The sequence below is a fragment of the Micromonospora sp. FIMYZ51 genome (assembly GCF_038246755.1).
Lineage (GTDB): Bacteria > Actinomycetota > Actinomycetes > Mycobacteriales > Micromonosporaceae > Micromonospora.
This window is the reverse complement of the sequence record NZ_CP134706.1, coordinates 1,655,527-1,680,723: the sequence shown is the minus strand read 5'-3', so window position 1 is coordinate 1,680,723 and position 25,197 is coordinate 1,655,527. Positions and strand designations below refer to the sequence as shown.

Genomic DNA, 25,197 nt, shown 5'->3' with positions numbered 1-25,197 from the left:
TCCGTCGTGTCGTTCGATCATTCGGGGAGCGGCAGGCCCGCTGCCGCGCAGTCGGCGCGCAGCTGGGCCAGCTGGTCTTCGGTGGCGTCCACAAGCGGAGACCGGACCGGGCCGGCCGGCAGCCCCTGCGCGGTCAGGCCGGCCTTGACCAGGATCGTGCCCTGGGTACGGAAGATCCCGGTATACAGCGGTAGCAGCCGGCGATGCAGGGCGAGCGCGGTCGCCGCGTCACCGGCGTCGTACGCCTCGATCATCCGCTTGGTGTCCGCGCCGGTGAAATGGGTCGAGGTGCCGACCACGCCGACCGCGCCGACGGCAAGCGCGGGCAGGGTGAGCGAGTCCTCGCCGCTGTAGTACGCCAACTCGGTGCGGCTGGTCACCCAACTGGTGGCGGTCAGGTCGCCCTTGGCGTCCTTGACCGCGACGATGCGGCCGTGTTCGGCGAGCCGGACCAGCGTCTCGGTCTCGATCGGCACGCCGGATCGGTGCGGAATGTCGTAGAGCATCACCGGCAGGCCGGTCGCGTCGGCCACGGCGGTGAAGTGCCGCAACAGCCCGGCCTGCGGCGGCTTGTTGTAGTACGGGGTGACCACCAGCAGCCCGTGCGCGCCGGCCTTCTCCGCCGCCGCGGCCAGTTCGATGGTGTGCCGGGTGTCGTTGGTGCCGACGCCGGCCACCACCCGGGCCCGGTCGCCGACCGCCTCCACCACGGCCCGGATCAGGCGTTCCTTCTCCGCGCCGGTGGTGGTCGGCGACTCACCGGTGGTGCCGTTGACCACCAGCGCGTCGTTGCCCTGCGCCGTGACCAGGTGGTCGGCCAGGCGCGTGGCACCGTCGAGGTCGAGCGCGCCGTCAGCGGTGAACGGGGTCACCATGGCGGTGAGCACCCGACCAAAGGGGCGGGACGCGGCCCGGACCGGGGTGTCAAGGTGGTCGTGCGTCATGAAGACAACCTAGCGGACTGCCGGCGGAGGCCCGCCGGGGAAGGGCTCAGGACCCGAAGGGGCGTACGGGCTCCCGCCCGATCGGCATCGGACGTGCCGACTCCCGCCTCGGTCAGGACGGGGCGTGCGGGCTGGCCGCGACCTCGGTGCCGTCCGGCCGGGTCGAGATCACGAAGTCGGCGAAGACGTTCGGCGCGACCCGCTGCAACTGCCGCAGGCACTCCACCGCCAGCTCGCGGATCTCCACGTCGGCGTGCTCGGTGGCCCGCATCGCGATGAAGTGCCGCCAGGCCCGGTAGTTGCCGGTCACCACGATCCGGGTCTCGGTCGCGTTCGGCAGCACCGCACGGGCCGCCTGACGGGCCTGCTTGCGGCGCAGGGTCGGGTTGGGTTCGTCGGCGAACCGCCGTTCCAGGCCCTCAAGCAACTCGTTGTACGCCCGCACGCTCGCCTCGGCCGCCTCGACGAACCGCTTGTGCAGCTCCGGGTCCTCGGCGATGACCCGCGGCTCGACCATTGCCGCGTCCCGCTCCGGGACGTAGCGCTGGGAGAGCTGGGAGTAGGAGAAGTGCCGGTGCCGGATCAGCTCGTGGGTGAACGAGCGGGACACCCCGGTGAAGTAGAAGCTCACCGAGCCGTGCTCAAGCACGGAGAGGTGCCCGACCTCCAGGATGTGCGCCAGGTAACCCGCGTTGGTCGCGGTGGCCGGGTTCGGCTTCTTCCAGCTCTGGTAGCAGGCCCGACCGGCGAACTCGGCGAGCGCCTGACCGCCCTCCGCATCAGTCGACCAGGCCACGTCCTCCGGCGGATCGAACTGGGTCCACGCGATCAACCTCACCTGGGGCTGCACCATCTCCGCCATGCCGCGACTCTAACCACCCGGCTCCCCCACCCCGCCCCGCACCCCCCCGCACCCCCCGCACCCGACTCGCCGATCTTGCACCTTTGGTCGGCGAAACACACCCTTGGCCCGTTTTGCCGGGACAGGAAGTGCAAGATCGGCGCCGACATCGGGGGCGCTGGGTGGCGGTGGGGTCAGACGTAGAGGGCGGTGAAGGGCGGCCAGGGGAGGTTGCGGACCACGGAGAAGGCCAGCCAGGCGGCCAGGAAGCCGCCGATCAGCTTGGGGCTGACCCGAAGCTCGGGCAGCCGCCAGCCGAACGCCTGCCGACCGGCCCAGGCGACGAAGAAGTAGGCCAGGAAGGGCAGCGCGAAGACGAAGAGGAAGTGGTGCCGGGCGGCGGCCGGCAGGTCGGCGTGCAGCACGTACCAGAGGGCACGGGTGCCGCCGCAGCCCGGACAGTCCAGCCCGGTGGTGAGCTTGAGCAGGCAGGACGGCAGTGCGTCCGGCGCCGAGCGGGTCGGGTCACTGAGCAGCGTGTAGCCGATGCCGGCGGCGACACAGCCCAGCGCGGCAAGCGGAACCACCCAGCGCGGCGTACGCGCGTGCAGCCGCGTCACGAGCCGGGTGAGCCGGTCCGGCTCGGCCACCTGATAACCGACCGGATAGCCGCCCGGCTGACCGCCGGGGTGATGCGCCGGGAAGCCAGGGCCTTCGACGGGTGCCGCCGGCCACCCCTCGGGCGCGACCGCCGCGCCGGCCGGCTCCCCAGTGGGCGACTGCGGCTGGGCGGGCGATCGGTCAACGCTGCTCACGACGCTCACCGTACACCGGCCACGCCGGTCAGCGCGGCGGCCAGCGGGGCCGCGAGGTCACCGGCGAGCGGCGGTGCCACCGCCTCCAGGCCGAGCCAGCCGGCCAGCCGGTACAGCTCGGCGGCGAGCGCCACCGCGGTCTCGCCCGGGTCGGCGCCCGGCTCCACCCAGGCGGCCGGCACCAGCAGCACGCCGGCCTTGCGGTCGGCCTTCAGGTCGACCCGGGCGGTGAACCGCTCGCCCTGCCGGAAGGGCAGCACGTAGTAGCCGTAGACCCGCTTCGGAGCGGGCACGTAGATCTCGATCCGGTAGCTGAAGCCGAACAGCCGCTCGGTGCGTCCCCGTTCCCAGACCAGCGGGTCGAAGGGGCTGACCAGCGTGTTGCCCCGGACCCAGCGGGGCAGCCGGGCCAGCCCGTGCAGCCAGGTCGGCTGCCGCCAGCCCGGCACCGTCACCGGTCGCAACTCCCCCGCCTCGACCAGCTCGGCGATGGCCTGCCGGGCTCCGGCCACCGGCAGCCGGAAGTAGTCGCGCAGCTCCGGCTCCGCGGCCACCCCGAGCGACCGCGCGGCGATGCCGACCAGGGTGCGGTACGCCTCGGCGTCGGTGGGCGTGGGCGCGTCCAGCACCGTGGCCGGCAGCACCCGCTCGGGCAGGTCGTAGCGGCGGGCGAACGAGGTGGTGCGCTCCGCAGCGCACACCTCGCCGGCCCAGAAGAGATATTCCAGCGCCTGTTTCACCGCCGACCAGTTCCACCCCCAGTTGCCGGTCTGCCGGGGTGCGTCGTGCTCGATCTCGGCCACCGTCAGCGGGCCACGGGCGGCCACCTCGTCGCGCACCCAGGCCACCAGCTTGGGCTGCTCCTGCACGATGCGACGCATGCCGCCCCAGGCATCGGTGTGTGCCCGGGCCATCCGCCAGCGCAGCATCGGATGCAGGCGCACCGGCACCAGCGACGCCTCGTGGCCCCAGTATTCGAACAGCTCGCGGGGGCGGCGGTAGGCGGCCGAGTCGAGCAGCCCGGTCGGATAGGGCCCGAGCCGGCTGTAGAGCGGCAGGTAGTGCGCGCGTTGCAGCACGTTCACCGAATCCATCTGGATCAGGCCGACCCGGTCGAGCACCCGGCGCAGGTGTCGACGGGTGGGTGCACCGGTCGGCGCGGGATCCGCGAACCCCTGTGCGGCAAGCGCGATCCGCCTGGCCTGGCTGAGCGAGAGCGATTCCGGTGCGACCATGGCCCGGCAGGCTACGTCAGCGGTACGACATCGGTGGGCTGCCGGCCGGGCTGGTCGGCTCGCGCCACGTCCCCCGGCTGGGCAGAGGCGGTGGCCGGCTGGACGGGTGCGGCGGGCGGCCGGGTGGGCCGGGGCGGCTGCCGCACCGGGAGGAAGGCCAACAAGGCCAGACTGATCCAGACGTACGTGTTGCTGAACAGGAAACCGTCCACCCCGCTGAAGTCCTTCTCCCACGCCCAGACGATCCGGCTGATCAGGAAGGCGTACCCGACGGTCGCGGCGACCAGCAGGACGCGGCGCCGGCGGCTGCGCGACGGCGCGGCCATGCCGTTGTCGACAAGCAGGATCAACCCGGGCAGCAGCCAGACCAGGTGGTGCACCCAGGTGACCGGGCTGACCAGGCACATCACCGTGCCGGTCAGCGCCAGGCCGGTGGCCTCGTCACCGGCGGCAGCGGCGGCGCGGGACCGCCACACCCAGAGCGCCACCGTCGCGGCGACCAGCGCCAGCCAGGCCACCGTGCTGGGACTGGTCGGGTCGAGCCGAGCCACCACGCCGCGCAGCGACTGGTTCGAGACGAAGGCGAGTTCACCGACCCGGCCGGTGTTCCACAGCGCGGTGGTCCAGAACTCCCGCGAGGCGTCCGGAAACAGCCCGGCCGCGAGCAGTGTCGCGCCAGCGGCGGCACCGATCGCGGTGACCGCCGCCCGAATCCGCCCGGTGACCAGCAGGTAGACGATGAAGATGCCCGGGGTGAGCTTGATCGCGGTGGCCAGACCGATGCCGATCCCGGCCCACCGGCTGCCGCCCGGCAGCAACCGCAGCAGGTCCACCGCGACCAGGAACAGCAGCAGCGTGTTGACCTGGCCGAAGTTGATGGTCTCGCGCATCGGCTCGAAGGCCGCGGCGAGGCAGAGCGCCACCGCGAAGGCGAACCAGCGGGTCCACCCGGCTCGCCGCGACACCGGATCCAGCAGCCACCAGATCAGCACCGCGCTGGAGACCACCCCGGCCGCGACGCTCACCACGATCGCCAGATGCCACGACAGGTACGCCATCGGCAGCATCAACAGCGCCGCGAAGGGCGGATAGGTGAAGCCGTACTGGGTGCCGGGCCGCAGGTAGTCGTAGATCTCCCCGCCGTCGTGCACCCACCAGACCAGCGCGCCCCGATAGACCTGAAGGTCGAAGAAGCCGTGCCGGACCGCCGCCACGGACAGGAAAGCGGCCACCGCGACGGCGAGCAGCACCACCGCGACGACCTGCCCGAGCGTCCGCCTGGCACCCTGCGCCAACGTCGTCTCCCTCGCCCTGCGTAGGCTGTTGTCCCATGGCTCTCGGGTTTGTCCGCCCGGCGCGTCCGGAGGACGTCGCCGAGATCGCCCGCATCCAGCTCGCCACCTGGCGGGCCGCCTACCGGCGGCTGCTACCCCGGCACGTGCTGGAGAACCTCGACGAGGCGTGGCTCGCCACACGCTGGGACGCCGCGGTGCGCCAACCACCAGGTGACACCCACCGGGTGCTGGTCGCCGTCGAGCAGGCCGAGCAATCGTATCTGGTGGGTTTCGCCGCTTCCGGTCCGGTCGACGCCGAGGCGCTCGCCCCCAACGAGCCCGCCGACGCGCTCGGCGCGGGCGTGGTCGCGGTGACCGACCTGTTGGTCGAACCGCGCTGGGGCCGGCGTGGACACGGCAGCCGGCTGCTCGCCGCAAGCGTCGACCTGTGGCGCGAGTCCGGCTTCGACACGGCGGTGGCCTGGGTCTTCGAGGGCGACCAGGCGTCCCGCAAGTTCCTCACCGCCGCCGGCTGGCAGCCCGACGGGGCGGGCCGGGCGCTGGACGTGGACGACATGCTGGTACCCCAGATCCGCCTGCACGTCGCGGTACCCGGCGAGCCGGCCGAGTCCAGCTGACCGGGCCCGGCCCGCTCGGCGGGGTGCGTTCAGTCGAGCAGCGGATCCAGGCCGACGGTGAGGCCCGGACGGTCCCCGACCGCGCGGACCGCGACCAGCACGCCGGGCATGAACGAGACCCGGTCGTACGAGTCGTGCCGGATGGTGAGCGTCTCACCGGTGGTGCCGAAGAGCACCTCCTGGTGGGCGACCAGCCCGGTGGCCCGTACCGCGTGCACGCGTACCCCGTCGATGTCGGCACCCCGGGCGCCCGCGACCTCGTCCTTGGTGGCGTCGGGTGCCGGGTCGAGCCCGGCCTCGGCGCGGGCCGCCGCGATCAGGCGGGCGGTGTGGGTGGCGGTGCCGCTGGGCGCGTCGAGCTTGCGCGGGTGGTGCTGCTCGATGATCTCGACGGACTCGAAGTGCCGGGCGGCGCGGGCGGCGAACTGCATCATCAGTACGGCACCGATGCCGAAGTTGGGGGCGATCACCACACCCACGCCGGGTCTGCCGGTCACCCAGTCGCGGACCTGGTCGAGGCGCTGCTCGGTGAAGCCGGTGGTGCCGACCACCGCGTGGATGCCCTGCTCGATGCACCAGCGCAGGTTGTCCATGACCACACCGGGGGTGGTGAAGTCGACGACCACCTGCGCACCGGCGTCCGCGACGGCGGCCAGATCGTCGTCCTGATCCACCGCGGCCACCAGCTTCATGTCGGTGGCGCCGTCGACGGCCCGGCACACCTCGGCACCCATCCGGCCACGGGCACCCAGCACAGCCACCCGGATCGCGCCCTGCTCCTGCTCCTCAGTCACGGGGCACAACCTATCCCAATCAGAAGTCGGACTCGCCGAACGGACCGACCACCGCCAGGGACATCGGCCGGGCGAGCAGGTCGGCGGCGAGCGTGTTGACCTCGTCGAGACTTACCGCGTCGACCCGGTCGAGCAGCTCGTTCACCGGCATCAGGTCGCCGTAGAGCAGCTCACCCTTGGCCAACCGGCTCATCCGCGAGCCGGTGTCCTCCAGACCGAGCACGAACGAGCCCTTGCTCATCCCCTTGCCCCGGGCGAGTTCGCCCTCGGTGATGCCGTGTTCGGCGGTCCGGGCCAGCTCGGCTCGGGTCAGGTCGAGCACCTCGTTGACCCGGGTCGGCGCGCAGCCGGCGTAGACGCCGAACAGGCCGCTGTCGGCGTACTGGCTGGCGTAGGAGTAGACCGAGTAGGCCAGCCCACGGCGCTCGCGGATCTCCTGGAACAGTCGGCTCGACATCCCGCCGCCGAGCACGTTGTTCAGCACGCCGAGGGCGAAGCGGCGCTCGTCGAGCCGGTCGATGCCGGGGCAGCCGAGCACCACGTGCGCCTGCTCGGTCTCCTTCGCCTCCACCACCGTGCTGGCGGCCCGGGTGCGTACCGCCGGGCTGGTGGGCCGGTACGGTGCCGGTGCGGCCGGGTCGGAGTCCAGCGGGCTGCCCTGCAACGCCTGGCGGACCAGCCGGACCACTGTCGTGTGGTCGAGGTTGCCGGCCGCGGCGATGACGATCTGCGGCGCCACGTAGCGGCGGCGGTAGAAGCCCTGGATCTGCCGGCGGGTCATCGGGGTGACCGTCTCCGCGGTGCCGGAGATCAACCGGCCCAGCGGGTGGTCACCGTAAACGGCCCGCGCGAACAGGTCGTGCACCTCGTCGCCGGGCTCGTCGTCGTGCATGGCGATCTCTTCGAGGATCACGCCGCGCTCGGTCTCGACGTCGGCCGGTTCCAGCACCGAGTCGGCGACCAGGTCGCACATCACGTCGATGGCCAGCGGCAGGTCCTCGTCCAGCACCCGGGCGTAGTAGCAGGTGTATTCCTTCGTGGTGAAGGCGTTGGTCTCCCCGCCGACCGCCTCGATCGACGAGGAGATCTCCAGCGCGCCCCGCTTGTGGGTGCCCTTGAAGAGCAGGTGCTCCAGGAAGTGCGCGGCACCGGCCTGCGGTCCGGTCTCGTCCCGTGAGCCGACCGCCACCCAGATGCCGAAGGAGACGCTGCGCATCGCCGGGATCGCCTCGGTGAGTACGCGCAGCCCGCTGGGCAGCACCGTGCGCCGCACCGTACCGCCCAGGGGGTCGTCGCTGAGCGTCCTGGTCACCGCTCGGGTGGGAGCACCGACGGCCCGACCGGTCACGGTGGCGTGTCGATCGGTGCCGGGCGGCGACACCCCCGGTACGGCCACGGGACGGGACGAACGCCGGGTGCGACTCACGGCAACCTGCTTCCAGTGCGACGAAGAGTGGTGGGTCACGAACCGGCCGGGCGACATCGTCGCCCGGCCGGTCAGCGGATCAGTACGGCTGCTCGGAGATCAGCTGTGCCGGGTGCGACGCCGCGGGCGGGACTCGCCGCCGCCCTCGCCGCCCTCGCCCCGCTCCGGACCACGGCCGCCACGGTCGCCACCGCGCTCCCGGTCGCCCCGGTCGCGCGGGGCCCGGTCACCCCGGTCCCGGCTGGCCGGACGCTCGTCGCCGGCCTCGGCCGGAGCCGGCGCCTCGGCACCCTCCGGGCGGACCTTGTCCAGGTAGATCTTGCCGCGCTGGTCGATGTCCGCGATCTCGACCTCGACCCGGTCGCCGACGTTGAGGAAGTCCTCGACCTTCTCGACCCGCTTGCCGTCGCCCACCTTGGAGATGTGCAGCAGGCCGTCGCGGCCCGGCAGCAGCGAGATGAACGCACCGAACGGCGCGGTCTTGACCACGGTGCCGAGGAAGCGGTCGCCGGTCTTGGGCAGGGTCGGGTTGGCGATCGCGTTGATCCGCTCGACCGCGGCCTGCGCCGACGGGCCGTTTGTGGCACCGACGTAGATCGTGCCGTCGTCCTCGATGGAGATCTCGGCGCCGGTCTCGTCCTGGATGGCGTTGATGGTCTGGCCCTTCGGGCCGATCACCATGCCGATCTTGTCGACCGGGATCTTCACGGTGGTGACCCGGGGCGCGTAGTCGGACATCTCGGCCGGCGCTTCGATCGCCCGCTGCATCACGTCGAGGATGGTCTGCCGGGCCTCGTGGGCCTGCTGGAGCGCGGCGGCCAGCACGTCGGACGGGATGCCGTCGAGCTTGGTGTCGAGCTGAAGCGCGGTGACGAAGTCCCGGGTGCCGGCGACCTTGAAGTCCATGTCGCCGAAGGCGTCCTCCGCGCCGAGGATGTCGGTGAGCGTCACGTACTGGGTCTTGCCGTCGACCTCGTCGGAGATCAGGCCCATGGCGATGCCGGCCACCGGTGCCTTCAGCGGCACACCTGCCGACAGCAGGCCCAGCGTCGAGGCGCAGACCGAGCCCATCGAGGTGGAGCCGTTGGAGCTGAGCGCCTCGGAGACCTGCCGGATCGCGTACGGGAACTCCTCGCGCGAGGGCAGCACCGGGATCAGCGCCCGCTCCGCGAGGGCGCCGTGCCCGATCTCGCGACGCTTCGGCGAGCCGACCCGGCCGGTCTCACCGGTGGAGTACGGCGGGAAGTTGTAGTTGTGCATGTAACGCTTGGACTTCTCCGGGGAGAGGGTGTCCAGCGCCTGCTCCATGCGCAGCATGTTGAGCGTGGTGACGCCGAGGATCTGGGTCTCGCCACGCTCGAACAGCGCCGATCCGTGCACCCGGGGCAGCACGCCGACCTCGGCGCTCAGCGGCCGGATCTCGCGCGGCCCCCGACCGTCGATGCGGACCTGCTCGCGCAGCACCCGGCTGCGTACCTCGGACTTGGTAAGCGAGCGGAAGGCGGCGGAGAGCTCCTTCTCCCGGCCCTCGAAGCGCGGACCCAGCTCCTCCAGCAGGCGAGCCTTGATCGCGTCCAGGGCGCCCTCGCGGTCCGCCTTGCCGGCGATCTGGAGCGCCTCGGCGACGTCGGCGCGGGCCAGGTCGGCGACCGCGTCGTACACGTCGTCCTGGTAATCGAGGAAGACCGGGAACTCCGCGACCGGCTTGGCGGCCACCTCGGCCAGCTCGCTCTGCGCCCGGCACAGCTCGCGGATGGCCGGCTTGGCGGCCTCCAGGCCGCTGGCCACGATCTCCTCGGTCGGCGCGGCGGCACCGCCGGCGACCAGCTTGACGGTGTGCTCGGTGGCCTCCGCCTCGACCATCATGATCGCGACGTCGCCGTCGGCCAGGGCGCGGCCGGCCACGACCATGTCGAAGGTGGCCCGCGCCAGCTCCTCGTGGGTCGGGAAGGCGACCCACTGGCCGTCGACGTGGGCCATCCGGGTGGCCCCGATCGGGCCGGAGAACGGCAGGCCGGAGAGCTTGGTCGACATCGAGGCGGCGTTGATCGCGACCACGTCGTACGGGTGCTGCGGGTCCAGCGAGAGGATGGTCTCGACGACCTGGACCTCGTTGCGCAGGCCCTTGACGAACGACGGGCGCAGCGGCCGGTCGATCAGGCGGCAGGTGAGGATGGCGTCCTCGCTGGGCCGGCCCTCGCGACGGAAGAACGAGCCGGGGATGCGCCCGGCGGCGTACATCCGCTCCTCGACGTCGACGGTCAGCGGGAAGAAGTCGAACTGCTCCTTCGGCTGCTTGCCGACGGTGGTGGCGGAGAGGACGACCGTCTCGGCCAGCTGGGCGATGACGGAGCCGGCGGCCTGGCGGGCCAGCCGGCCGGTGGAGAAGGTGATCTCACGGGTGCCGAACGACCCGTTGTCGATCACGGCGGTGCGGGATTCGGTGCCGAGTCTGGTCTCGGTCATGGTGTTGTCGTGCTCCTTCGCATCGGGGGCCACGACGCGGGAGCTGTGCGGACGGCCGGTCTTCGATCGAAGCGCCCGGGACCGCCGGCGGGATGCCGCGATGCCCGGAGGCCACTACCGGAGACCGGTACGCCGACGGCTCCTCTTGGGGGTCGCGGCCCGTGTCTCGGGTGGGGACGCCGACGGGGGAGCGGCCAGGTTGGGCCACTCCCCCGTCCGAGTCACCGGCGCAGGCCGAGCCGCTCGATGAGCGACCGGTAGCGGTTGATGTCCTTCTTCTGGACGTAGTTGAGCAACCGACGGCGACGGCCGACCAGCAGCAGCAGCCCACGGCGGCTGTGGTGGTCGTGCTTGTGCACCTTCAGGTGCTCGGTGAGGTCGGCGATCCGCTTGGTGAGGACCGCAACCTGCACCTCGGGCGAACCGGTGTCGCCCTCGACGGTCGCGTACTCCTCGCGGATCTTGGCCTTGGACTGCTGGTCGAGCGCCATGTTCTCCCTGTTTCAGTGGGTTGTCGATGCTGTCCGTCGGGCCGGGCTCGGGCACCGGCGACGAACGGTCCTCGCACCCGCGGCGTCGAGCAGGCATGCGAGGCCCTACGTCGGTCAGCCGACGTCCTCTCCACCGTACACCACCTCGGGCGGATCTTCCGGTCAAGGCCGGTCAGGCCAGCGCTTCGCGGGTCCGCTCCACGTCCTCGGTGATCTGCGCCACCAGCGGCTCGATCGCGTCGAACCGGATCTGGCCGCGCAGGTGCGCCACGAAATCCAGGGCGAGCCGCTCGCCGTACAGGTCGCCGTCGAAGTCCAGGGCGTACGCCTCGACCCGGCGCTCCCGGCCGGAGAAGGTCGGGTTGGTGCCGATCGAGACGGCGGCGGCGAGGGTCTGCCGCTGCCCCCGGCGGACCATCCGGGCGGCGTAGATGCCGTCGGCGGGGACCGCCGCGTACCGGTGACAGAGCAGGTTGGCGGTTGGGAAGCCCAGCTCACGGCCGCGCTGGTCACCCCGGACGACCACCCCCTCCAGCCGGTGCGGGCGGCCCAGCGCGGCAGCCGCCGCCGTCACGTCACCGGCGTCGACGCAGGAGCGGATGTAGGTGGAGGAGAAGACGGTGCCGGCCTCGGCCACCAGCGGGGCGCCCTCGACGGTGAAGCCGAACGTGCGCCCCAGCCGCGCCAACAGCGCCACGTCGCCGGCCGCCCGGTGCCCGAACCGGAAGTTGTCGCCCACCACCACGAGCGTGGCGTGCAGGTGCTCGACCAGGACGTCGTGCACGAACGCCTCGGCGGGCAGCCGGGAGAACTCGGCGGTGAACGGCACCACGCAGAGCACGTCCACCCCGAGGGCCTCGATCAACTCAGCCTTGCGGGCCGGTTCGGTGAGCACCGTCGGATGCGAACCGGGCCGGACCACCTCGGCCGGGTGCGGGTCGAAGGTGACCACCACCGACTGAACGCCCAGTTCGCGGGCGCGGGCCACGGTGTGCCCGATGGTGGCCTGGTGCCCCTTGTGCACGCCGTCGAAGACGCCGATGGTGACGACCGACCTCCCCCAACCGCCGGGCGCCGCGTCGTACCCCCGCCACCGCTGCATGCTCTTCCTCTCCTGTCCTCCCGCCGGCCGTCGGCGCACCGGGTCGGGGATCCGCCGTCAGGCCGGGGCCAGCACGATCTCCGCGCGGGCCCGGCCGGCCCGCTCGCTGACGATAGCGATCAGCCCACCGGCGGGGTCGAAGACCGCGTACGGCCCGGTGCGGCCGACCGCCTCCAGTGGCCCGCCGTGGGACAGCACCTTCGCCTCCTCCGCGCTGGCGTCCCGGCGCGGGAAGAACCGTTGCGCCGCGACCGCCAGGGGCAGGTCGACCACGTCGGGCGCCCGCCGCTCCAACTCGTCGAGGGTGGCGGCCTCCGCCAGGTGGAAGCCACCCACCGCGGTACGCCGCAACGCGGTCAGATGCCCGCCCACGCCCAGCGCCAGGCCCGCGTCCCGGGCGATGGCCCGGATGTACGTGCCGGTGGAACAGGTCACCTCGACGTCGACGTCCACCACGTCGGGCGCAGCGCGCCGGATCGCCAGCACCTCCAGCCGGGAGATGGTGACCCGGCGGGCCGGCAGGGCGACGTCCTCCCCCTCCCGGACCCGCTTGTACGCCCGCTGTCCATTGATCTTGATCGCGCTCACCGCGCTCGGCACCTGGTCGATCTCACCGGTCAACGCGGCCAGCGCCGACCGGACCGCCTCGTCGGTGAGCCGGCCGGCGGGCGTGGTGGCGATCACGTCGCCCTCGGCGTCGTCGGTGACGGTGGCCTGACCGAGCCGGATGGTGGCGGTGTAGCTCTTGCCCGCGCCGATCACGTACGTCAGCAGCCGGGTGGCCCGGCCCACCCCGATCACCAGCACCCCAGTCGCCATCGGATCGAGGGTGCCGCCGTGCCCGACACGGCGGGTACGCGCGAGCCGACGGATCCGCGCCACCACGTCGTGCGACGTCATGCCGCCTGGCTTGTCCACCACGATCAGACCGTCTGCGCTCACGACGTGCAAGCCTGCCAGACCCTTCCGGGCGGCCGAGCACCGCCACGGTCGAGGCAAAACGGGATGCCGCTGCTCGCCCTCTGCTGTCACGATGAGGGCATTGGCGTGGGCGGATGCGCCGATGGCCAACGGGGAGGTCACCATGTCCATGGACCGCACGACCGGCGGGGACCGGCAGGACAGCGCGGATCCGATCCGCCTGCGTACGCCGACCCGCTCGACCACGTTGCCCGACTGGATGCTCGACCCGCCTCCGCCGCGGCGCACCCTCGGCGTCCGGTTCAAGGAGCGGGTCGCCGCGCTGCCCGGCGCCGCGCGGCTACGGCGGCGCTGGTGGGCCTGGCAGCGACGGGAGCGGCTCTACCAGCGGCACCCCAACACCGTCAAGATCGTCGCCATGGTGGTCTCCTGGACCGTGATCCTGCTCCTGGTGCTGTCCGTCCACGCCCTCTACGGTCGGTCCTGATCAGGCGGGTGCCGGGTCCGACCGGGGCTCGCTGCGGACCGCCCCGGTCACCGCCCAGGCGCCGGTACGCAGCCGCAGCAGCAGACCGATCAGACGAATCACCACGAACAGCATCAGCCCGGCCCAGATGCCGCCCAGGCCCAGGTCGAAGGCGTAGGCGAGCCAGATCGCCGGCAGGAATCCGCCCATCGCCCCGGCCACGGTCAGATTGCGCAGATAGCGAATGTCGCCCGCACCGATGAGCACCCCGTCGAGAGCGAACACCACACCGGCAAGCGGCAGCATCGCGACGAACCAGGGCCAGGCCACCAGCGCCTGCTCGTGCACGGCCCGCTCCGAGGTGAACCAGGTCGGCACCACACCCGCACCGGCCAACGCCAACCCGGCGAACGCCGTACCGCAGACCGCGCCGAACCACGCGATCCGCCGGGCCAGCGCCCGGGCCACCGCGGCGTCCCCGGCGCCGAGCGCGGCACCGACAAGTGCCTGCGCGGCGATCGCCAGCGCGTCGAGCACCAGCGCCGCGAAGAACCAGAGTTGCACGGCGATCTGGTGGGCGCCGACCACCGCCGCACCGAAGCGCGCGGCCACCGCCGTGGCGGAGAGGAAACTGGCCTGGAAGGCCAGGCCCCGGATCAGCAGGTCCCGGCCGAGCACCAGTTGCTGACCGATGATCCGGGGACGGGGACGCAACGACACCCGTTCGGACACCAGCGCGGCCACGAACAGCGCTCCGCAGAGGGTCTGCGCGATGACGTTCGCCACCGCGGAGCCGATCAGCCCCATCCCCACCGGATAGACCAGCACCGGGCACAACACCGCGGAGAGCAGGTTCGGGCCGACCACGAAGAGCAGCGGACGGCGGGTGTCCTGCACCCCGCGCAGCCAGCCGTTCCCGGCGGCGGCGAGCAGCAGCCCGGGAGCGCCGAACGAGGCGATCCGCAGCCACTCGCCGGCGGCGACGCCGACCTCGCCACCTCCGGCCAGGGCACTGGCCAGGGCACCGCCGCCGAACTGCATGCCGACCACGACCAGCAGACCGGCGGCAAGGGCCAGCCAGGACGACTGGACGCCCTCGGCCACGGCGGCGGCGCGGTCGCCCGCGCCGAAGCGGCGGGCCGCGCGCCCGGTCGTGCCGTACGCCACCACCGTGCCCAGCCAGGCGGTCAGGGTCATCACCGTGCCGCCGACGGCCACGGCGGCCAGCGGGACCCGACCCAGATGACCGACGACCGCGGTGTCGACCAGGACGTAGAGCGGCTCGGCGGCGAGGACCACGAGGGCCGGCAGGGCGAGCGCGGCGATCCGACGGGGTGCGGCGACCCGGTCGGCGGCACGGGTGGACTGGCTCATCGTCGCCGATCGTGGCATGTGAGCCGTAAGGGGGGCAAGCTTGTGCGCTACTTACCTAAACGGGCTTCCGTCGCTCGCTCGGGGGACGGAAACACGGGCCGGCGGCGCGGACCGGTGGTTCGGACGACCGGTGCGAACCGGCAGTGACGCCGTACGCACTTCGACGGCTCGGCGTCACCGCCGGTCGAGTGCGGTCACTGACGGGTGTCCATGGAGGTCTGGAGGGCGCGGCGGGCCTGCTCCCGGGCTTCGTCAGTGGTCTCTGGCTTGGGCTTGGCGGGCATGGTGGACCCCTTTCCAGGGCGCGCTGCTGCGTCACGGCGGTGTTTCGACAGACACCCGGAACCTGCTCTGGGGTCACCGGAGCGATGGCTGGGCGGCGTGGTGGCCCGGGGTCGGTCGACCCTGGAGAGAGGCGGCGCCGGGTATGGCTCCGCCACCTCTGACCTGCGTCAAAGCAACGCCGGCCGATTCCCAAGTTATCGTTCAGGTCCACATGGTGCGCGCTGTTCCCGCCATCTGGACAACTCGGGTACCGGTCGCCGGAGGGTCAGATAGCGGTCACCGGGCCAGGAAGTGCCAGCCGACCCACCACCAGAAGCCGAACAGGCCGATCCGCCCGACCGGCACCGGGCCCACCTCGTACCGCATCACGTAGGCGCAGACCTCGCCGAGGGTCGGAATCCGCGACCCCTCCCGCCGGGCCAGCCACTCGACCACACCGAACAGCGCCAGCCCGACCAGAAAACCGCCGATCGCCAGTGCCCGCATCATCGCCGCACCAGCCCCCAGAACGCCGACAGCCACACCAGCCAGGCGGCAGAGCGGACCAGCCGGTCCTCCAGCAACGGGTCAGCCAGCCGCGAGAAGGTGGGGAAGTCGTCACCGGCCGCCGCCATGAAGGTGGCCCCCTCGAAGATCCCGAAGACCAGCACCGGCACCGTCCACCACACCGCACCCGAACTCAGCCGTCTGGGTGCCGGGCGGCGCGGCACCCGATTGCTCAGGCCGAGCCAGATCAGCACCCCACCGGCGCCGAAGACGTAGAGATTCGCCTCGGTGGAGAAAGACGAAAAGCGTCCGCCGACCAGGGACAGGGCGACGAGAATCGGTACGCAGACAACCGGACGCTCCCAGGTGCGGGGTGCCTCGACGGCAAGGTCGTGGGGCTGCTCCATCATCCGATTGTCCCTGTCCTGTCCCGGCACTGAAATGCCAACATGCCCGGAGCCGACCCTGAAATCAGCCCGGTCGATCGGTGCCGCCCTCCGACGCGAATACCGCCAACTCGGCCCGGATCCGCTCGACGACCTCCTCGACGCTGCCCCGACCGGTGAATCCGGCGGCGAGTCGATGCCCGCCACCACCCAACGCGACGGCCACCCGGCTGACGTCCGTCGCACCCTTGCTGCGCAGGGAAACCGCCCACTCCTGCGGCCCGGTCTGCTTGACGACACAGCTCACATCGGCCTCCGCGGTGCACCGCACCGGGTCGATCAGGGCCTCCAGCACGTACGGCCGCTGCTCGTGCCGGGCCAGGTCGTCAAGCGTCGCGTACGTCCACACCAGGCCCTGCCCGCCAGCGGCCTCGGGCTCCAACCGGGCCCGGCCGAGCACCTCGCCGAAGAGGCGGACCGCCCCGAACGGGCGGCTGTCGAAGACCCGCCGGGAGATGTCACCCGGGCGGATCCCGGTGGCCAGCAGGCGAGCCGCCATCTCGTGCACCGCCGGGGTGGTCGCGTCGAACCGGAACGAGCCGGTGTCCGTGCTCAGGGCCACGTACAGGCATTCGGCGATGCCGGCGTCAAGCGTCACCCCGAGCCGGGCCAGCAGCTCCTCGGCCACCACCGAGGTCGCCGCCGCAGCCGGATCGACCAGGTGGACGTCGCCGAAGCCGGTGTTGGAAGCGTGATGGTCAAGCACCAGCGCGGCCCCGGGGCCGGTCAGCCGGTCGGCCAACTCACCGAGCCGCGAATCACTCGCCGCGTCGAAGCAGATGACCAGGTCCGGCGCCGGGTCGGCCTCGGCCGCCGGCACCAGCAACTCCAGACCGGGCAGGCCACGGAACGGCTCGGGTACCTCCGGTGGGCCGGGGAAGGTCGCCTGGAGTTGGCGTACGCCGAGCCGGCGCAGCCCGAGCCCGAAGCCGAGCATGCTGCCAAGCGCGTCCCCGTCGGGGTTGATGTGGCAGATCAGCAGCACCCGGCCGTCGGGCGGCAGCCGGCGCACGGCCGCCACCGCGGCGGCCCAGTCGTCCTCGCTGGGCCCACTCGTGATCGGGCCCGCCGGGCCAGGGGCGCCGCCCCTGGTCGGGCCGGGCAGCATCGCGGTCGAATCAGCCTCGGTCAGGGCACCGCCGGAGGAGGCGGTCACCGCCGCTCCCCGCCCCGGCCATCCTCGGCATCGGCATCTGCCCGGCCAGCGTCCACTGCCTCGTCGCCCTCCGCCGCCTCGTCGCCCTCCTCCTCCAGCCGGTACGGCTGGGCCTCCCCGGCGTACTCGGCCTTGGCGGCGAGTCGCTGCACCTCGGCGTCGGCCGTGCGGGCTGCGGCGAGCAGGTCGTCGATGTGCTTGACCTGATCCTGCACGTCGTCCAGGACGAAGGTCAGGGTCGGCGAGTGACGTAGGCCGAGGGCCTTGCCGACGGTGCTGCGCAGCATGCCCTTGGCGCTGTCCAGCGCGGCGGCCGTGCTCGCCTGGGCCGCCGCGTCGCCGAGCACGGTGTAGAACACCGTGGCGTCGCGCAGGTCGGCGGTGATCCGGGCGTCGGTGATGGTGATCATGCCGAGCCGAGGATCCTTGATCTGGCTACGCACCACCGAGGCCACCAGTTCCCGCACCCGCTCCGCGTGCCGGCGTACCTTGGCCGGATCCGTCATCTCCGTCACCTCCACGGGCGTCCCGCCACCCGCCGGGACCGGCGACGGCGACGTCACCGGAGCCGGCCGGGCCCCAACACCTCGAACCCTACCCGCGCCGGACCTCGCCGCGCGCGGGCGGCCGGTGCACCCGCAGGCCCCGACCGCACAGTGCCGACGTGGTCGCGATCAGTCGTCCCCGCCGTACAGCCGGCGACGCACCGAGAGCAGTTCGATCTCCGGCCGCCCGGCCACCAGACGCTCGCACGAGTCGAGCACCTCGCGGGCGTGCGCCGCCTCGGCGGCCACCACGGCCACGCCCAGCTCCGCCCGCCCGTGCAGGTCGAGCGCGCCCACCTCGGCGGCCGAAACCTCGAAGCGGCGCAGTGCCGCCACGATCGGCCGAACATATGATCTCTTGGCCTTCAGCGACCGGGAGTCGCCCGGCAGCAGCAGGTCGAATACTGCGGTTGCGGTGTACATCGCTGCGGACACTACCCGCAACCCGCCCCAGGCGATCAAGGGGTTTACGCCGGTCGGCGTAAACCCCTTGATCACCTACTTCAGCACCGGATCAGGCGCGAACCTTCTCCCGCATCTCGAAGGTCTCGATGATGTCGCCGACCTGGACGTTGTTGTAACCACCCAGGGTCAGACCACACTCGAAGCCCTCCCGGACCTCCGTCGCGTCGTCCTTGAACCGCTTGAGCGAGCTGATCGTGAGGTTGTCCGCCACGACCGTGCCGTCGCGCAGCAGGCGCGCCTTCGCGTTGCGCCGGATGATGCCCGACCGGACGATGCAACCGGAGATGTTGCCGATCTTGGACGAACGGAAGACCTCGCGGACCTCCGCGCTGCCCAGCTCGACCTCTTCGTACTCCGGCTTGAGCAGGCCCTTGAGCGCCGCCTCGATCTCCTCGATGGCCTGGTAGATGACCGTGTAGTACCGGATCTCCACGCCCTCGCGGTCGGCCATCTCGCGGACCTTGTTCGAGGCCCGCACGTTGAAGCCGATGATCGTGACCGGCTCGGACGAGGCGCTGGCGAGCATGACGTTGCTCTCGGTGATCGCGCCCACGCCCCGGTCGAGGACCTTGAGCTGGACCTCCTCGGGAATGTCGAGGTTGAACAGCGCGTCCTCCAGGGCCTCCACCGAACCGGAGACATCGCCCTTGAGGATGAGGTTGAGCGACGTCTTCTCGCCCTCCTTGAGCTGCTCCATGAGCGTCTCAAGGGTGGCCCGGCCACGGGAGTTGGCGAATGCCGCCGCCCGCCGCCGCGCCTGGCGCTGCTCGGCGATCTGCCGCACCGTGCGGTCGTCCGCCGCAGCCAGGAAGGTGTCACCCGCACCCGGCACCGCGGTCAGACCGAGAACCATGACCGGACGCGCCGGACCGGCCTCGGTGACCTGGTTGCCGTTCTCGTCGAGCATCGCCCGGACCCGGCCGTGCGCCCCACCGGCGACGATCGAGTCGCCCGCCCGCAGGGTGCCCTTCTGCACCAGCACGGTCGCCACCGCACCACGGCCCTTGTCCAGGTGCGCCTCGATGGCCACACCCTGCGCCGGCCCGTCGATCGGAGCGGTCAGCTCCAGCGACGCGTCGGCGGTGAGCAGCACCGCTTCGAGGAGATCCTCGATGCCGATGCCGGGCTTCGCGGCCACGTTGACGAACATGGTGTCGCCGCCGTACTCCTCGGCGACCAGGCCGTACTCGGTCAGCTGCTGGCGGACCTTGTCCGGGTTGGCCTCCGGCTTGTCGACCTTGTTGACCGCCACCACGATCGGCACTTCCGCCGCCTTGGCGTGGTTGAGCGCCTCGATGGTCTGCGGCATCACGCCGTCGTCGGCCGCCACCACCAGGATCACGATGTCGGTGACCTGGGCACCACGGGCACGCATGGCGGTGAACGCCTCGTGACCCGGGGTGTCGATGAAGGTCACCGCCCGGTCCTCGCCCTCGTGCGGGACGTGGACCTGGTAGGCACCGATGTGCTGGGTGATGCCGCCGGCCTCGCCGGCCACGACGTTCGCCTTGCGGATCGCGTCGAGCAGCTTGGTCTTACCGTGGTCGACGTGACCCATCACGGTCACCACCGGTGCCCGGCTGACCAGGCGGTCCTCGGCCACCTCGGCGTCGAGGTCGATGTTGAACTGCGCGAGCAGCTCGCGGTCCTCGTCCTCCGGGCTGACGATCTGCACGTTGAAGCCAAGGTGCTCACCCAGCAGCAGCAGGGTGTCGTCGGAGCAGGACTGGGTCGCGGTGACCATCTCGCCCAGGTTGAACATCTCCTGGACCAGCGAACCCGGGTTGGCGTTGATCTTGTCGGCGAAGTCCGACAGCGAGGCGCCCCGGGAGAGCCGGACCGTCTGCCCCTGACCCCGGGGGGCACCCGAGCTCATGGTCGGGGCCGACAGGTTGTCGAACTCCTGTCTGCGCTGCTTCTTGGACTTGCGACCACGGGTCGGCTTGCCACCCGGACGCCCGAAGGCACCGGCGGCACCGCCGCCACGGCCACGGCCGCCGCCACCCGGACGCCCACCGCCACCGGCCGGCGCACCCGGACGGAAACCGCCGCCACCGCCGCCGCCACCGGGGCCGCCACGGTAGCCACCGCCACCGCCGCCACCACCGGGGCCGCCACGGTAGCCACCGCCACCGCCGCCACCACCGGGGCCGCCACGGTAACCGCCGCCACCGCCACCGCCACCGGGACGACCGGCGCCGCCACCGGGACGACCGGCACCCGGACCACCGGGGCGGCCGGGCCGCTGGCTCGGCATCGAAGCCGGGCTCGGCCGCGGCGGCATCGAGGCGGGACTGGGCCGAGGCGGCATCGAGGCCGGGCTCGGTCGGGGACCGCCGGCACCGGCGGCCGGCGGTCGCTGCTGCTGGCTGCCCTGGATGCCGAACGGGTTGTTACCGGCGCCCCGCGCCGGCGGACGGCCCTGCCGGCCACCCGGACCGGGGTTGGGTCCGCCGGACCGACCCGCGGCCGGGGAACCCGGGCGGGGCGGCATGGTGCCGGGCCCCGGGCGGGGACCCGGACGGGCACCACCCTCGGCCGGCGGCTCCCGGCGGACGTTCTCGCGCTGCTGCTGGCGGGCGGCCTGGGCGGCCTTGACCGCGGCCTCCTGCTCAGCCTTCAGCGCGGCGGCACGCGCCTCGGCGGCGGCCACCTCGATGTCGTGGGCACTCGCCGGCTTGGCGACCGGGGCCGCCGAGGGCGGCGGACCGGGCACCGGGGCCTTTGGTTTCGGTCCGGGCACCGCCGGACGCCGGGGCGGCGTCGGCTTGGCGGTGACCCGGGGCTCGCCCGGGGTCGGCGGTGGGGTCGACACTGCCGACGGAGCCGGCGCGGCCGACGGCGCAGCCGACGGTGCACCCGAGCCGCCGGAGGCGACGAACGCGCTGCGCAGCCGCCGGGCGACCGGCGCCTCGACGGTGCTCGACGCGGACTTCACGAACTCGCCCATTTCCTTCAGCTTGGCGAGAACGGTCTTGCTTTCGACCCCGAGCTCTTTCGCAAGCTCGTGTACGCGGGCCTTGCCTGCCACTGCACTCCTCACTCCGAGGTCGTGCGGGCAGCACCCGCAGCGACCTCACTCGTGCACTTGAAGCCTGGTCATTTCTGGGACTTCATCGTGTGCTCATGTCGGTCGTCCTACCTTGCTAGCGACCCACACCCGGTCGGTTGACCGGAGGTGGTTGGTTGGCGCGTCAGGTATTCCGCGAGAACCCCGTCATCCGGAGCTCCGGCGAGGCGCAACGCGCGCCCGAAGGCACGACGCCGCACCGCCTGCGCGAAGCAGGCCGGATCCGGGTGCATGTTCGCTCCCCGACCCGGCAGTCTGCGGGTCGGATCGGGTCGGAGGCTGAAGCCAGCCTCGTCCTCGACCGCGACGATCCGCAGTAGTTCACTGGCCGGCGCACGCAGTCGGCAACCCACACAGGTGCGCTCCGGCCGCGCGCGTCGTGCCACTGGTGGAAGTCTACCCCTAGGTGCCCGACACCGCGCCGCCCGGTTCCCGGACTTGATCAGGTCCCGACCGGGTGGCGGGGGCGGACTGTTCCGCATCCGACCGGATGTCGATCCGCCAACCGGTCAGTCGGGCGGCAAGCCGAGCATTCTGCCCTTCCCGCCCGATTGCCAGCGACAACTGGAAATCCGGGACCGTCACCCGAGCCGCCCGAGCGGCCAGGTCGACCACCTCCACCCGCAGCGCCTTGGCTGGCGAGAGGGCGTTTCCGACGAAGGTCGCCGGATCGTCCGACCAGTCGATGATGTCGATTTTCTCCCCGTGCAACTCGCTCATCACCGCCCGGACCCGCTGTCCCATGGGACCGATACAGGCACCCTTTGCGTTGACGCCGGGTGCGGCGGAACGCACCGCGATCTTCGTACGGTGACCTGCCTCACGCGCGATCGCACTGATCTCGACCGTGCCGTCGGCGATCTCCGGCACCTCCAGGGCGAAAAGCTTCTTCACCAGGTTGGGATGCGTCCGGGACAACGTGATCTGCGGACCGCGCATTCCCTTGGCCACGTGCACCACCACGCAGCGGATCCGCTCACCGTGGTTGTACCGCTCGCCGGGCACCTGCTCGGACTGCGGCAGCACACCCTCCAGCTTGCCGAGGTCGACGGTGACGATGCCCTTCTCCGCCCGCGCCTCGTGCGCCTGGACCACCCCGGTCACCAGGTCGCCGTCGCGGCCGACGTACTCACCGAAGTGCACCTCGTCGGTGGCCTCCCGCAACCGCTGGAGGATCACCTGCTTGGCGGTCATGGCCGCGATCCGGCCGAAGTCGTGCGGAGTGTCGTCCCACTCCCGCACGACGGTGCCTTCGGCATCCACCTCCTGGGCGTAGACCAGCGCCCCGCCGGTCTTGCGGTCGATCTCCACCCGGGCGTGCGGCTGGGCACCCTCGGTGTGCCGGTACGCGGTCAGCAGCGCGGTCTCGATCGCCGCGAGGATCGTGTCGAACGGGATCTCCCGCTCGCGCTCCAGTGCGCGCAGCGCCGCGAGGTCGATGTTCACCTCTCCTCGTCCTCCACATCGTCATCGTCGTCGACGTCTTCTGAATCGGGCAGTTCGTCGAGGCGGCTGAATTCGACCTGCACCCGACCCGGACCGAGATCCGCGTAGCTCAGCTCCGTACGCTCGGCATCGGTCTCCAACACCACGCGCTCGTCATCGGCGGCGACCACCCGCCCGGTGACCTGCCGGTCGCCCGCCGGTCGCGCATCCTGTCCCCCGGCCGGTGCGCCCGCACCACGAACCGTCACCCGGACCAGTCGGCCGACGTTGCGGCGCCAGTGTCGGGGCAGGGTCAGCGGCCGGTCCACCCCCGGGGAGCTGACCTCCAACTGGTACTCCCCCGCGACGATGTCGCCGCCGCTGGCCTCGGCGGCGTCCAGCGCCGCCGACACCGCCCGCGAGACCTCGGCCACCGCGTCCAGGTTGATCCCGCCGTCGGCATCGACGATCACGCGTACCACGTGCCGGCGACCGGCACGGGACACGGAGAAGTCCTCCAGGTCGTAACCGGCGCCGTCCACCACCGGGGTGATCACCGCGCGCAGCCGCTCGCGACGGGCGTTGAGCTCACCGCGCGGCGCCTGGCCACCGGAAACCTGACCTCGCGGAGCCGGGCCGCCGCGGGATCGCCCCGTCGTTCTGGTGACACGGCCACGCTGCGTCATCTCCGTCAGACCCTTCCGCTGGTCGCCGGCCGCCATGCCGGCACGCCACCGGTGCGGGCGCGCCGGTGGCTGCGCAGAGCGTAACGCGCCCGCCCGGGGACGGCCCCGGCGGCGCACCGACGCCACCGCCGGACACGGGCCGTGGCGATGGTGTTGACTTGTCCGGTGGTGATGGGCAGAACGACTCGCCGGAACGGGACAACGGAGCTTTCCCGACGCGTGGTGCTGGGGGCCGGTGCGCTGCTGGCGCTCGGGGGCGCCACCGCGCCGCTGACCGGCTGCGGTCTCCTCGACCGCGAGGAACCCCCGAGACCCGACCCGCTCGCGCCGATGATCGACGAGGCGTTGCGGCTCGCGGCCGGGCTGCGGGCGGCCGCCGCGGCCCACCCCGACCTGGCCGGCCGGTTCACCCCACTGGCCGAGGCGCACGAGGCGCACGCCGCGGAACTCGCCCGGGTGACCGGCACCGCGCCGCCGTCCGGGCCGGCCGCCCCGGCAGCTCGCCCGCCACCGATCCGACCGCCACGCTCACCGCGCTGCGGCAGGCCGAACGGGCCGGCCGGGAGTCGGCGTCGAAGGCCTGCGCCGAGGCGCCCGCCGAGCGGGCCGCACTGCTCGGCTCGATCACCGCCGCACGCGCCAGCCACCTGGAGGCGCTCAAGTGAGGACCGCACCGACCGAAGCCGGCGAGGCGCTCGCCGGGGCGCTGACCGCCGAGTACGCCGCCATCTGGGCCTACGGCCCGATCGGGGTACGCCTCTCCGGCGCCGACCGTAAGGCCGCGGTCGCGGCGGAGGCGGCGCACCGGAGCCGGCGGGACGCCCTGGTGGTGCAGTTGAGCACAGGTGGTGGCAGCGTCCCGCCGGACCGGGCCGGTTACGCGCTGCCCTTCCCGGTGACCGACCGGGCCAGTGCGCTGCGGCTCGCCGTGCAGGTGGAGGAGCGCGCGGCGGCGTTCTGGCGGGCGGTGCTGCCGACCAGCACCGGCGCCGAGCGCGACCGGGCCCTGGCCGCTCTGGTCGAGTACGCGGTGCGGGCCACCCGCTGGCGGCGCAGCGCCGGGATCGCCCCGCTCACCGTGGCCTTTCCCGGCCGTCCGGGGTAGCCGTCGGCGCACCGTTGCGGTTGCGGATGCCATACCAGGTATGCATACTCCGGTTCCATGTCCATCCGTTACGGCCTGCTCGCCCTGCTCGAACGCGGGCAGATGTACGGCTACCAGTTGCGAGCCGCGTTCGAGGAGTCGACCGGCTCGACCTGGCCGCTGAACATCGGGCAGGTCTACACCACGCTGTCCCGGCTGGAGCGGGACGGGTTGGTGCGCTCGCTGCCGGAGAGCGAGGCCGGACAGCGGCCGTACGAGATCACCGACGCCGGGCGTGCGGACCTGGCGCTCTGGTTCGCCACCCCGATCAGCCGGACCGACCGGCCCCGCGACGAGTTGGCGATCAAGCTGGCGTTGGCGCTGACCACACCCGGCGTCGACGTCCGTGCGGTGGTGCAGAATCAACGCACCGCCACCATGCGGGCGTTGCAGGAGTTGACCCGGTTGAAGTACGCCAGCGACCGTCCCGAGGATCTGCCCTGGCGGTTGGTACTGGACGCGATGATGTTCCAGGCGGAGGCCGAGGTGCGCTGGCTCGACCACTGCGAGACCAGCCTGGTACGCCACCGCCCCCCGGCCCCCGGCCCGTCGCTCAGCTCTGAGACGGTGGGCCATGGTGGCGAGGAGGACCGGCGGAAAAATGCGGTCAACGGAACGGCAGGTGAGGAGGCCCGACGGTGAGTGCGGTCAATGGAACTGCACCGGCCGCGCCCGATCCGGCCGCCGTCACCGGTGCCGGTG

The 25,197-nt window shown here is 72.2% G+C and carries 24 protein-coding genes and 2 pseudogenes; 5 read left to right on the top strand and 21 right to left on the bottom strand.

The window, feature by feature from the left end; genetic code table 11:
* Positions 1-17 precede the first annotated feature (17 nt).
* From dapA to QQG74_RS07850, 5 genes are all read right to left on the bottom strand, one after another.
* On the bottom strand, positions 18-944 hold the full coding sequence (gene dapA / locus QQG74_RS07870) for a 4-hydroxy-tetrahydrodipicolinate synthase (RefSeq protein ID WP_341719625.1): 927 nt from the start codon (positions 942-944) through the stop codon (positions 18-20).
* A 112-nt stretch (positions 945-1,056) separates the two neighbouring features.
* On the bottom strand, positions 1,057-1,797 hold the full coding sequence (gene thyX, locus QQG74_RS07865) for an FAD-dependent thymidylate synthase (protein WP_341721168.1): 741 nt from the start codon (positions 1,795-1,797) through the stop codon (positions 1,057-1,059).
* Between the two features lie 182 nt (positions 1,798-1,979).
* Positions 1,980-2,600 (bottom strand): DUF2752 domain-containing protein, encoded by a 621-nt coding sequence (locus QQG74_RS07860; protein WP_341719624.1) that lies wholly within the window; start codon positions 2,598-2,600, stop codon positions 1,980-1,982.
* A 5-nt stretch (positions 2,601-2,605) separates the two neighbouring features.
* Positions 2,606-3,835 carry a crosslink repair DNA glycosylase YcaQ family protein gene (locus QQG74_RS07855; protein ID WP_341719623.1) on the bottom strand — a complete coding sequence of 410 codons (1,230 nt, stop codon included), beginning with the start codon at positions 3,833-3,835 and terminating at the stop codon, positions 2,606-2,608.
* Positions 3,836-3,846: 11 nt separating this feature from the next.
* Complete coding sequence (locus QQG74_RS07850) at positions 3,847-5,130, bottom strand: glycosyltransferase family 87 protein (RefSeq protein WP_341719622.1); 1,284 nt, start codon at positions 5,128-5,130, stop codon at positions 3,847-3,849.
* A 35-nt stretch (positions 5,131-5,165) separates the two neighbouring features.
* On the opposite strand from QQG74_RS07850, the gene QQG74_RS07845 reads away from it, so the two are divergent.
* Entirely contained in the window at positions 5,166-5,747 is a 582-nt protein-coding gene (locus QQG74_RS07845; RefSeq protein ID WP_341719621.1) for a GNAT family N-acetyltransferase, read from the top strand.
* Between the two features lie 29 nt (positions 5,748-5,776).
* On the opposite strand, the gene dapB is transcribed toward QQG74_RS07845, so the two are convergent.
* The 6 genes from dapB to truB form a co-directional block, all read right to left on the bottom strand.
* Positions 5,777-6,541 carry a 4-hydroxy-tetrahydrodipicolinate reductase gene (dapB, locus tag QQG74_RS07840; RefSeq protein WP_341719620.1) on the bottom strand — a complete coding sequence of 255 codons (765 nt, stop codon included), beginning with the start codon at positions 6,539-6,541 and terminating at the stop codon, positions 5,777-5,779.
* A gap of 19 nt (positions 6,542-6,560) precedes the next feature.
* Complete coding sequence (locus tag QQG74_RS07835; protein ID WP_341721167.1) at positions 6,561-7,889, bottom strand: pitrilysin family protein; 1,329 nt, start codon at positions 7,887-7,889, stop codon at positions 6,561-6,563.
* A 177-nt stretch (positions 7,890-8,066) separates the two neighbouring features.
* A complete protein-coding gene (locus QQG74_RS07830; protein ID WP_341719619.1) occupies positions 8,067-10,433 on the bottom strand; it encodes a polyribonucleotide nucleotidyltransferase in 2,367 nt (788 codons plus the stop codon).
* A gap of 221 nt (positions 10,434-10,654) precedes the next feature.
* Complete coding sequence (rpsO, locus tag QQG74_RS07825; protein WP_111243763.1) at positions 10,655-10,924, bottom strand: 30S ribosomal protein S15; 270 nt, start codon at positions 10,922-10,924, stop codon at positions 10,655-10,657.
* 172 nt (positions 10,925-11,096) lie between these two features.
* Positions 11,097-12,026 (bottom strand): bifunctional riboflavin kinase/FAD synthetase, encoded by a 930-nt coding sequence (locus QQG74_RS07820; RefSeq protein ID WP_341719618.1) that lies wholly within the window; start codon positions 12,024-12,026, stop codon positions 11,097-11,099.
* A 57-nt stretch (positions 12,027-12,083) separates the two neighbouring features.
* A complete protein-coding gene (truB, locus tag QQG74_RS07815) occupies positions 12,084-12,968 on the bottom strand; it encodes a tRNA pseudouridine(55) synthase TruB (RefSeq protein ID WP_341719617.1) in 885 nt (294 codons plus the stop codon).
* Between the two features lie 91 nt (positions 12,969-13,059).
* On the opposite strand from truB, the gene QQG74_RS07810 reads away from it, so the two are divergent.
* Entirely contained in the window at positions 13,060-13,434 is a 375-nt protein-coding gene (locus QQG74_RS07810) for a hypothetical protein (protein WP_341719616.1), read from the top strand.
* Here the strand turns inward: QQG74_RS07810 and QQG74_RS07805 are convergent, their stop codons facing one another.
* The 10 genes and pseudogenes from QQG74_RS07805 to rimP form a co-directional block, all read right to left on the bottom strand.
* On the bottom strand, positions 13,435-14,787 hold the full coding sequence (locus tag QQG74_RS07805) for an MATE family efflux transporter (RefSeq protein WP_341719615.1): 1,353 nt from the start codon (positions 14,785-14,787) through the stop codon (positions 13,435-13,437).
* Between the two features lie 561 nt (positions 14,788-15,348).
* The gene (locus QQG74_RS07800; RefSeq protein ID WP_341721166.1) at positions 15,349-15,558 is read right to left on the bottom strand and encodes a DUF6186 family protein; all 210 of its coding nucleotides are present in this window, start codon (positions 15,556-15,558) and stop codon (positions 15,349-15,351) included.
* Positions 15,558-15,965, bottom strand: a complete 408-nt coding sequence (locus QQG74_RS07795; RefSeq protein ID WP_341721165.1) for a hypothetical protein — start codon at positions 15,963-15,965, stop codon at positions 15,558-15,560. The genes QQG74_RS07800 and QQG74_RS07795 overlap by 1 nt, the downstream gene beginning before the upstream one ends.
* Before the next feature lie 64 nt (positions 15,966-16,029).
* Positions 16,030-17,112 (bottom strand): bifunctional oligoribonuclease/PAP phosphatase NrnA, encoded by a 1,083-nt coding sequence (locus QQG74_RS07790; protein ID WP_341721164.1) that lies wholly within the window; start codon positions 17,110-17,112, stop codon positions 16,030-16,032.
* A gap of 44 nt (positions 17,113-17,156) precedes the next feature.
* A complete protein-coding gene (gene rbfA, locus QQG74_RS07785; protein ID WP_341719614.1) occupies positions 17,157-17,666 on the bottom strand; it encodes a 30S ribosome-binding factor RbfA in 510 nt (169 codons plus the stop codon).
* Between the two features lie 168 nt (positions 17,667-17,834).
* Positions 17,835-18,128: a DUF503 domain-containing protein gene (locus QQG74_RS07780; RefSeq protein ID WP_341719613.1), complete on the bottom strand. Its 294-nt coding sequence runs from the start codon at positions 18,126-18,128 to the stop codon at positions 17,835-17,837.
* A gap of 91 nt (positions 18,129-18,219) precedes the next feature.
* A complete protein-coding gene (gene infB / locus QQG74_RS07775; RefSeq protein ID WP_341719612.1) occupies positions 18,220-21,201 on the bottom strand; it encodes a translation initiation factor IF-2 in 2,982 nt (993 codons plus the stop codon).
* A gap of 93 nt (positions 21,202-21,294) precedes the next feature.
* Positions 21,295-21,626: pseudogene (locus tag QQG74_RS07770) on the bottom strand (YlxR family protein).
* 16 nt (positions 21,627-21,642) lie between these two features.
* A complete protein-coding gene (gene nusA, locus QQG74_RS07765) occupies positions 21,643-22,686 on the bottom strand; it encodes a transcription termination factor NusA (RefSeq protein WP_341719611.1) in 1,044 nt (347 codons plus the stop codon).
* On the bottom strand, positions 22,683-23,351 hold the full coding sequence (rimP, locus tag QQG74_RS07760) for a ribosome maturation factor RimP (RefSeq protein WP_341719610.1): 669 nt from the start codon (positions 23,349-23,351) through the stop codon (positions 22,683-22,685). The genes nusA and rimP overlap by 4 nt, the downstream gene beginning before the upstream one ends.
* Positions 23,352-23,573: 222 nt before the next feature.
* Here rimP and QQG74_RS07755 point away from each other — a divergent pair.
* From QQG74_RS07755 to QQG74_RS07745, 3 genes and pseudogenes are all read left to right on the top strand, one after another.
* Positions 23,574-24,016 (top strand): annotated as a pseudogene (locus QQG74_RS07755) (hypothetical protein).
* On the top strand, positions 24,013-24,456 hold the full coding sequence (locus tag QQG74_RS07750; RefSeq protein WP_341719609.1) for a ferritin-like domain-containing protein: 444 nt from the start codon (positions 24,013-24,015) through the stop codon (positions 24,454-24,456). The pseudogene QQG74_RS07755 and the gene QQG74_RS07750 overlap by 4 nt, the downstream one beginning before the upstream one ends.
* Before the next feature lie 57 nt (positions 24,457-24,513).
* Positions 24,514-25,137 carry a PadR family transcriptional regulator gene (locus QQG74_RS07745; protein ID WP_341719608.1) on the top strand — a complete coding sequence of 208 codons (624 nt, stop codon included), beginning with the start codon at positions 24,514-24,516 and terminating at the stop codon, positions 25,135-25,137.
* The last annotated feature ends 60 nt before the right edge of the window (positions 25,138-25,197 follow it).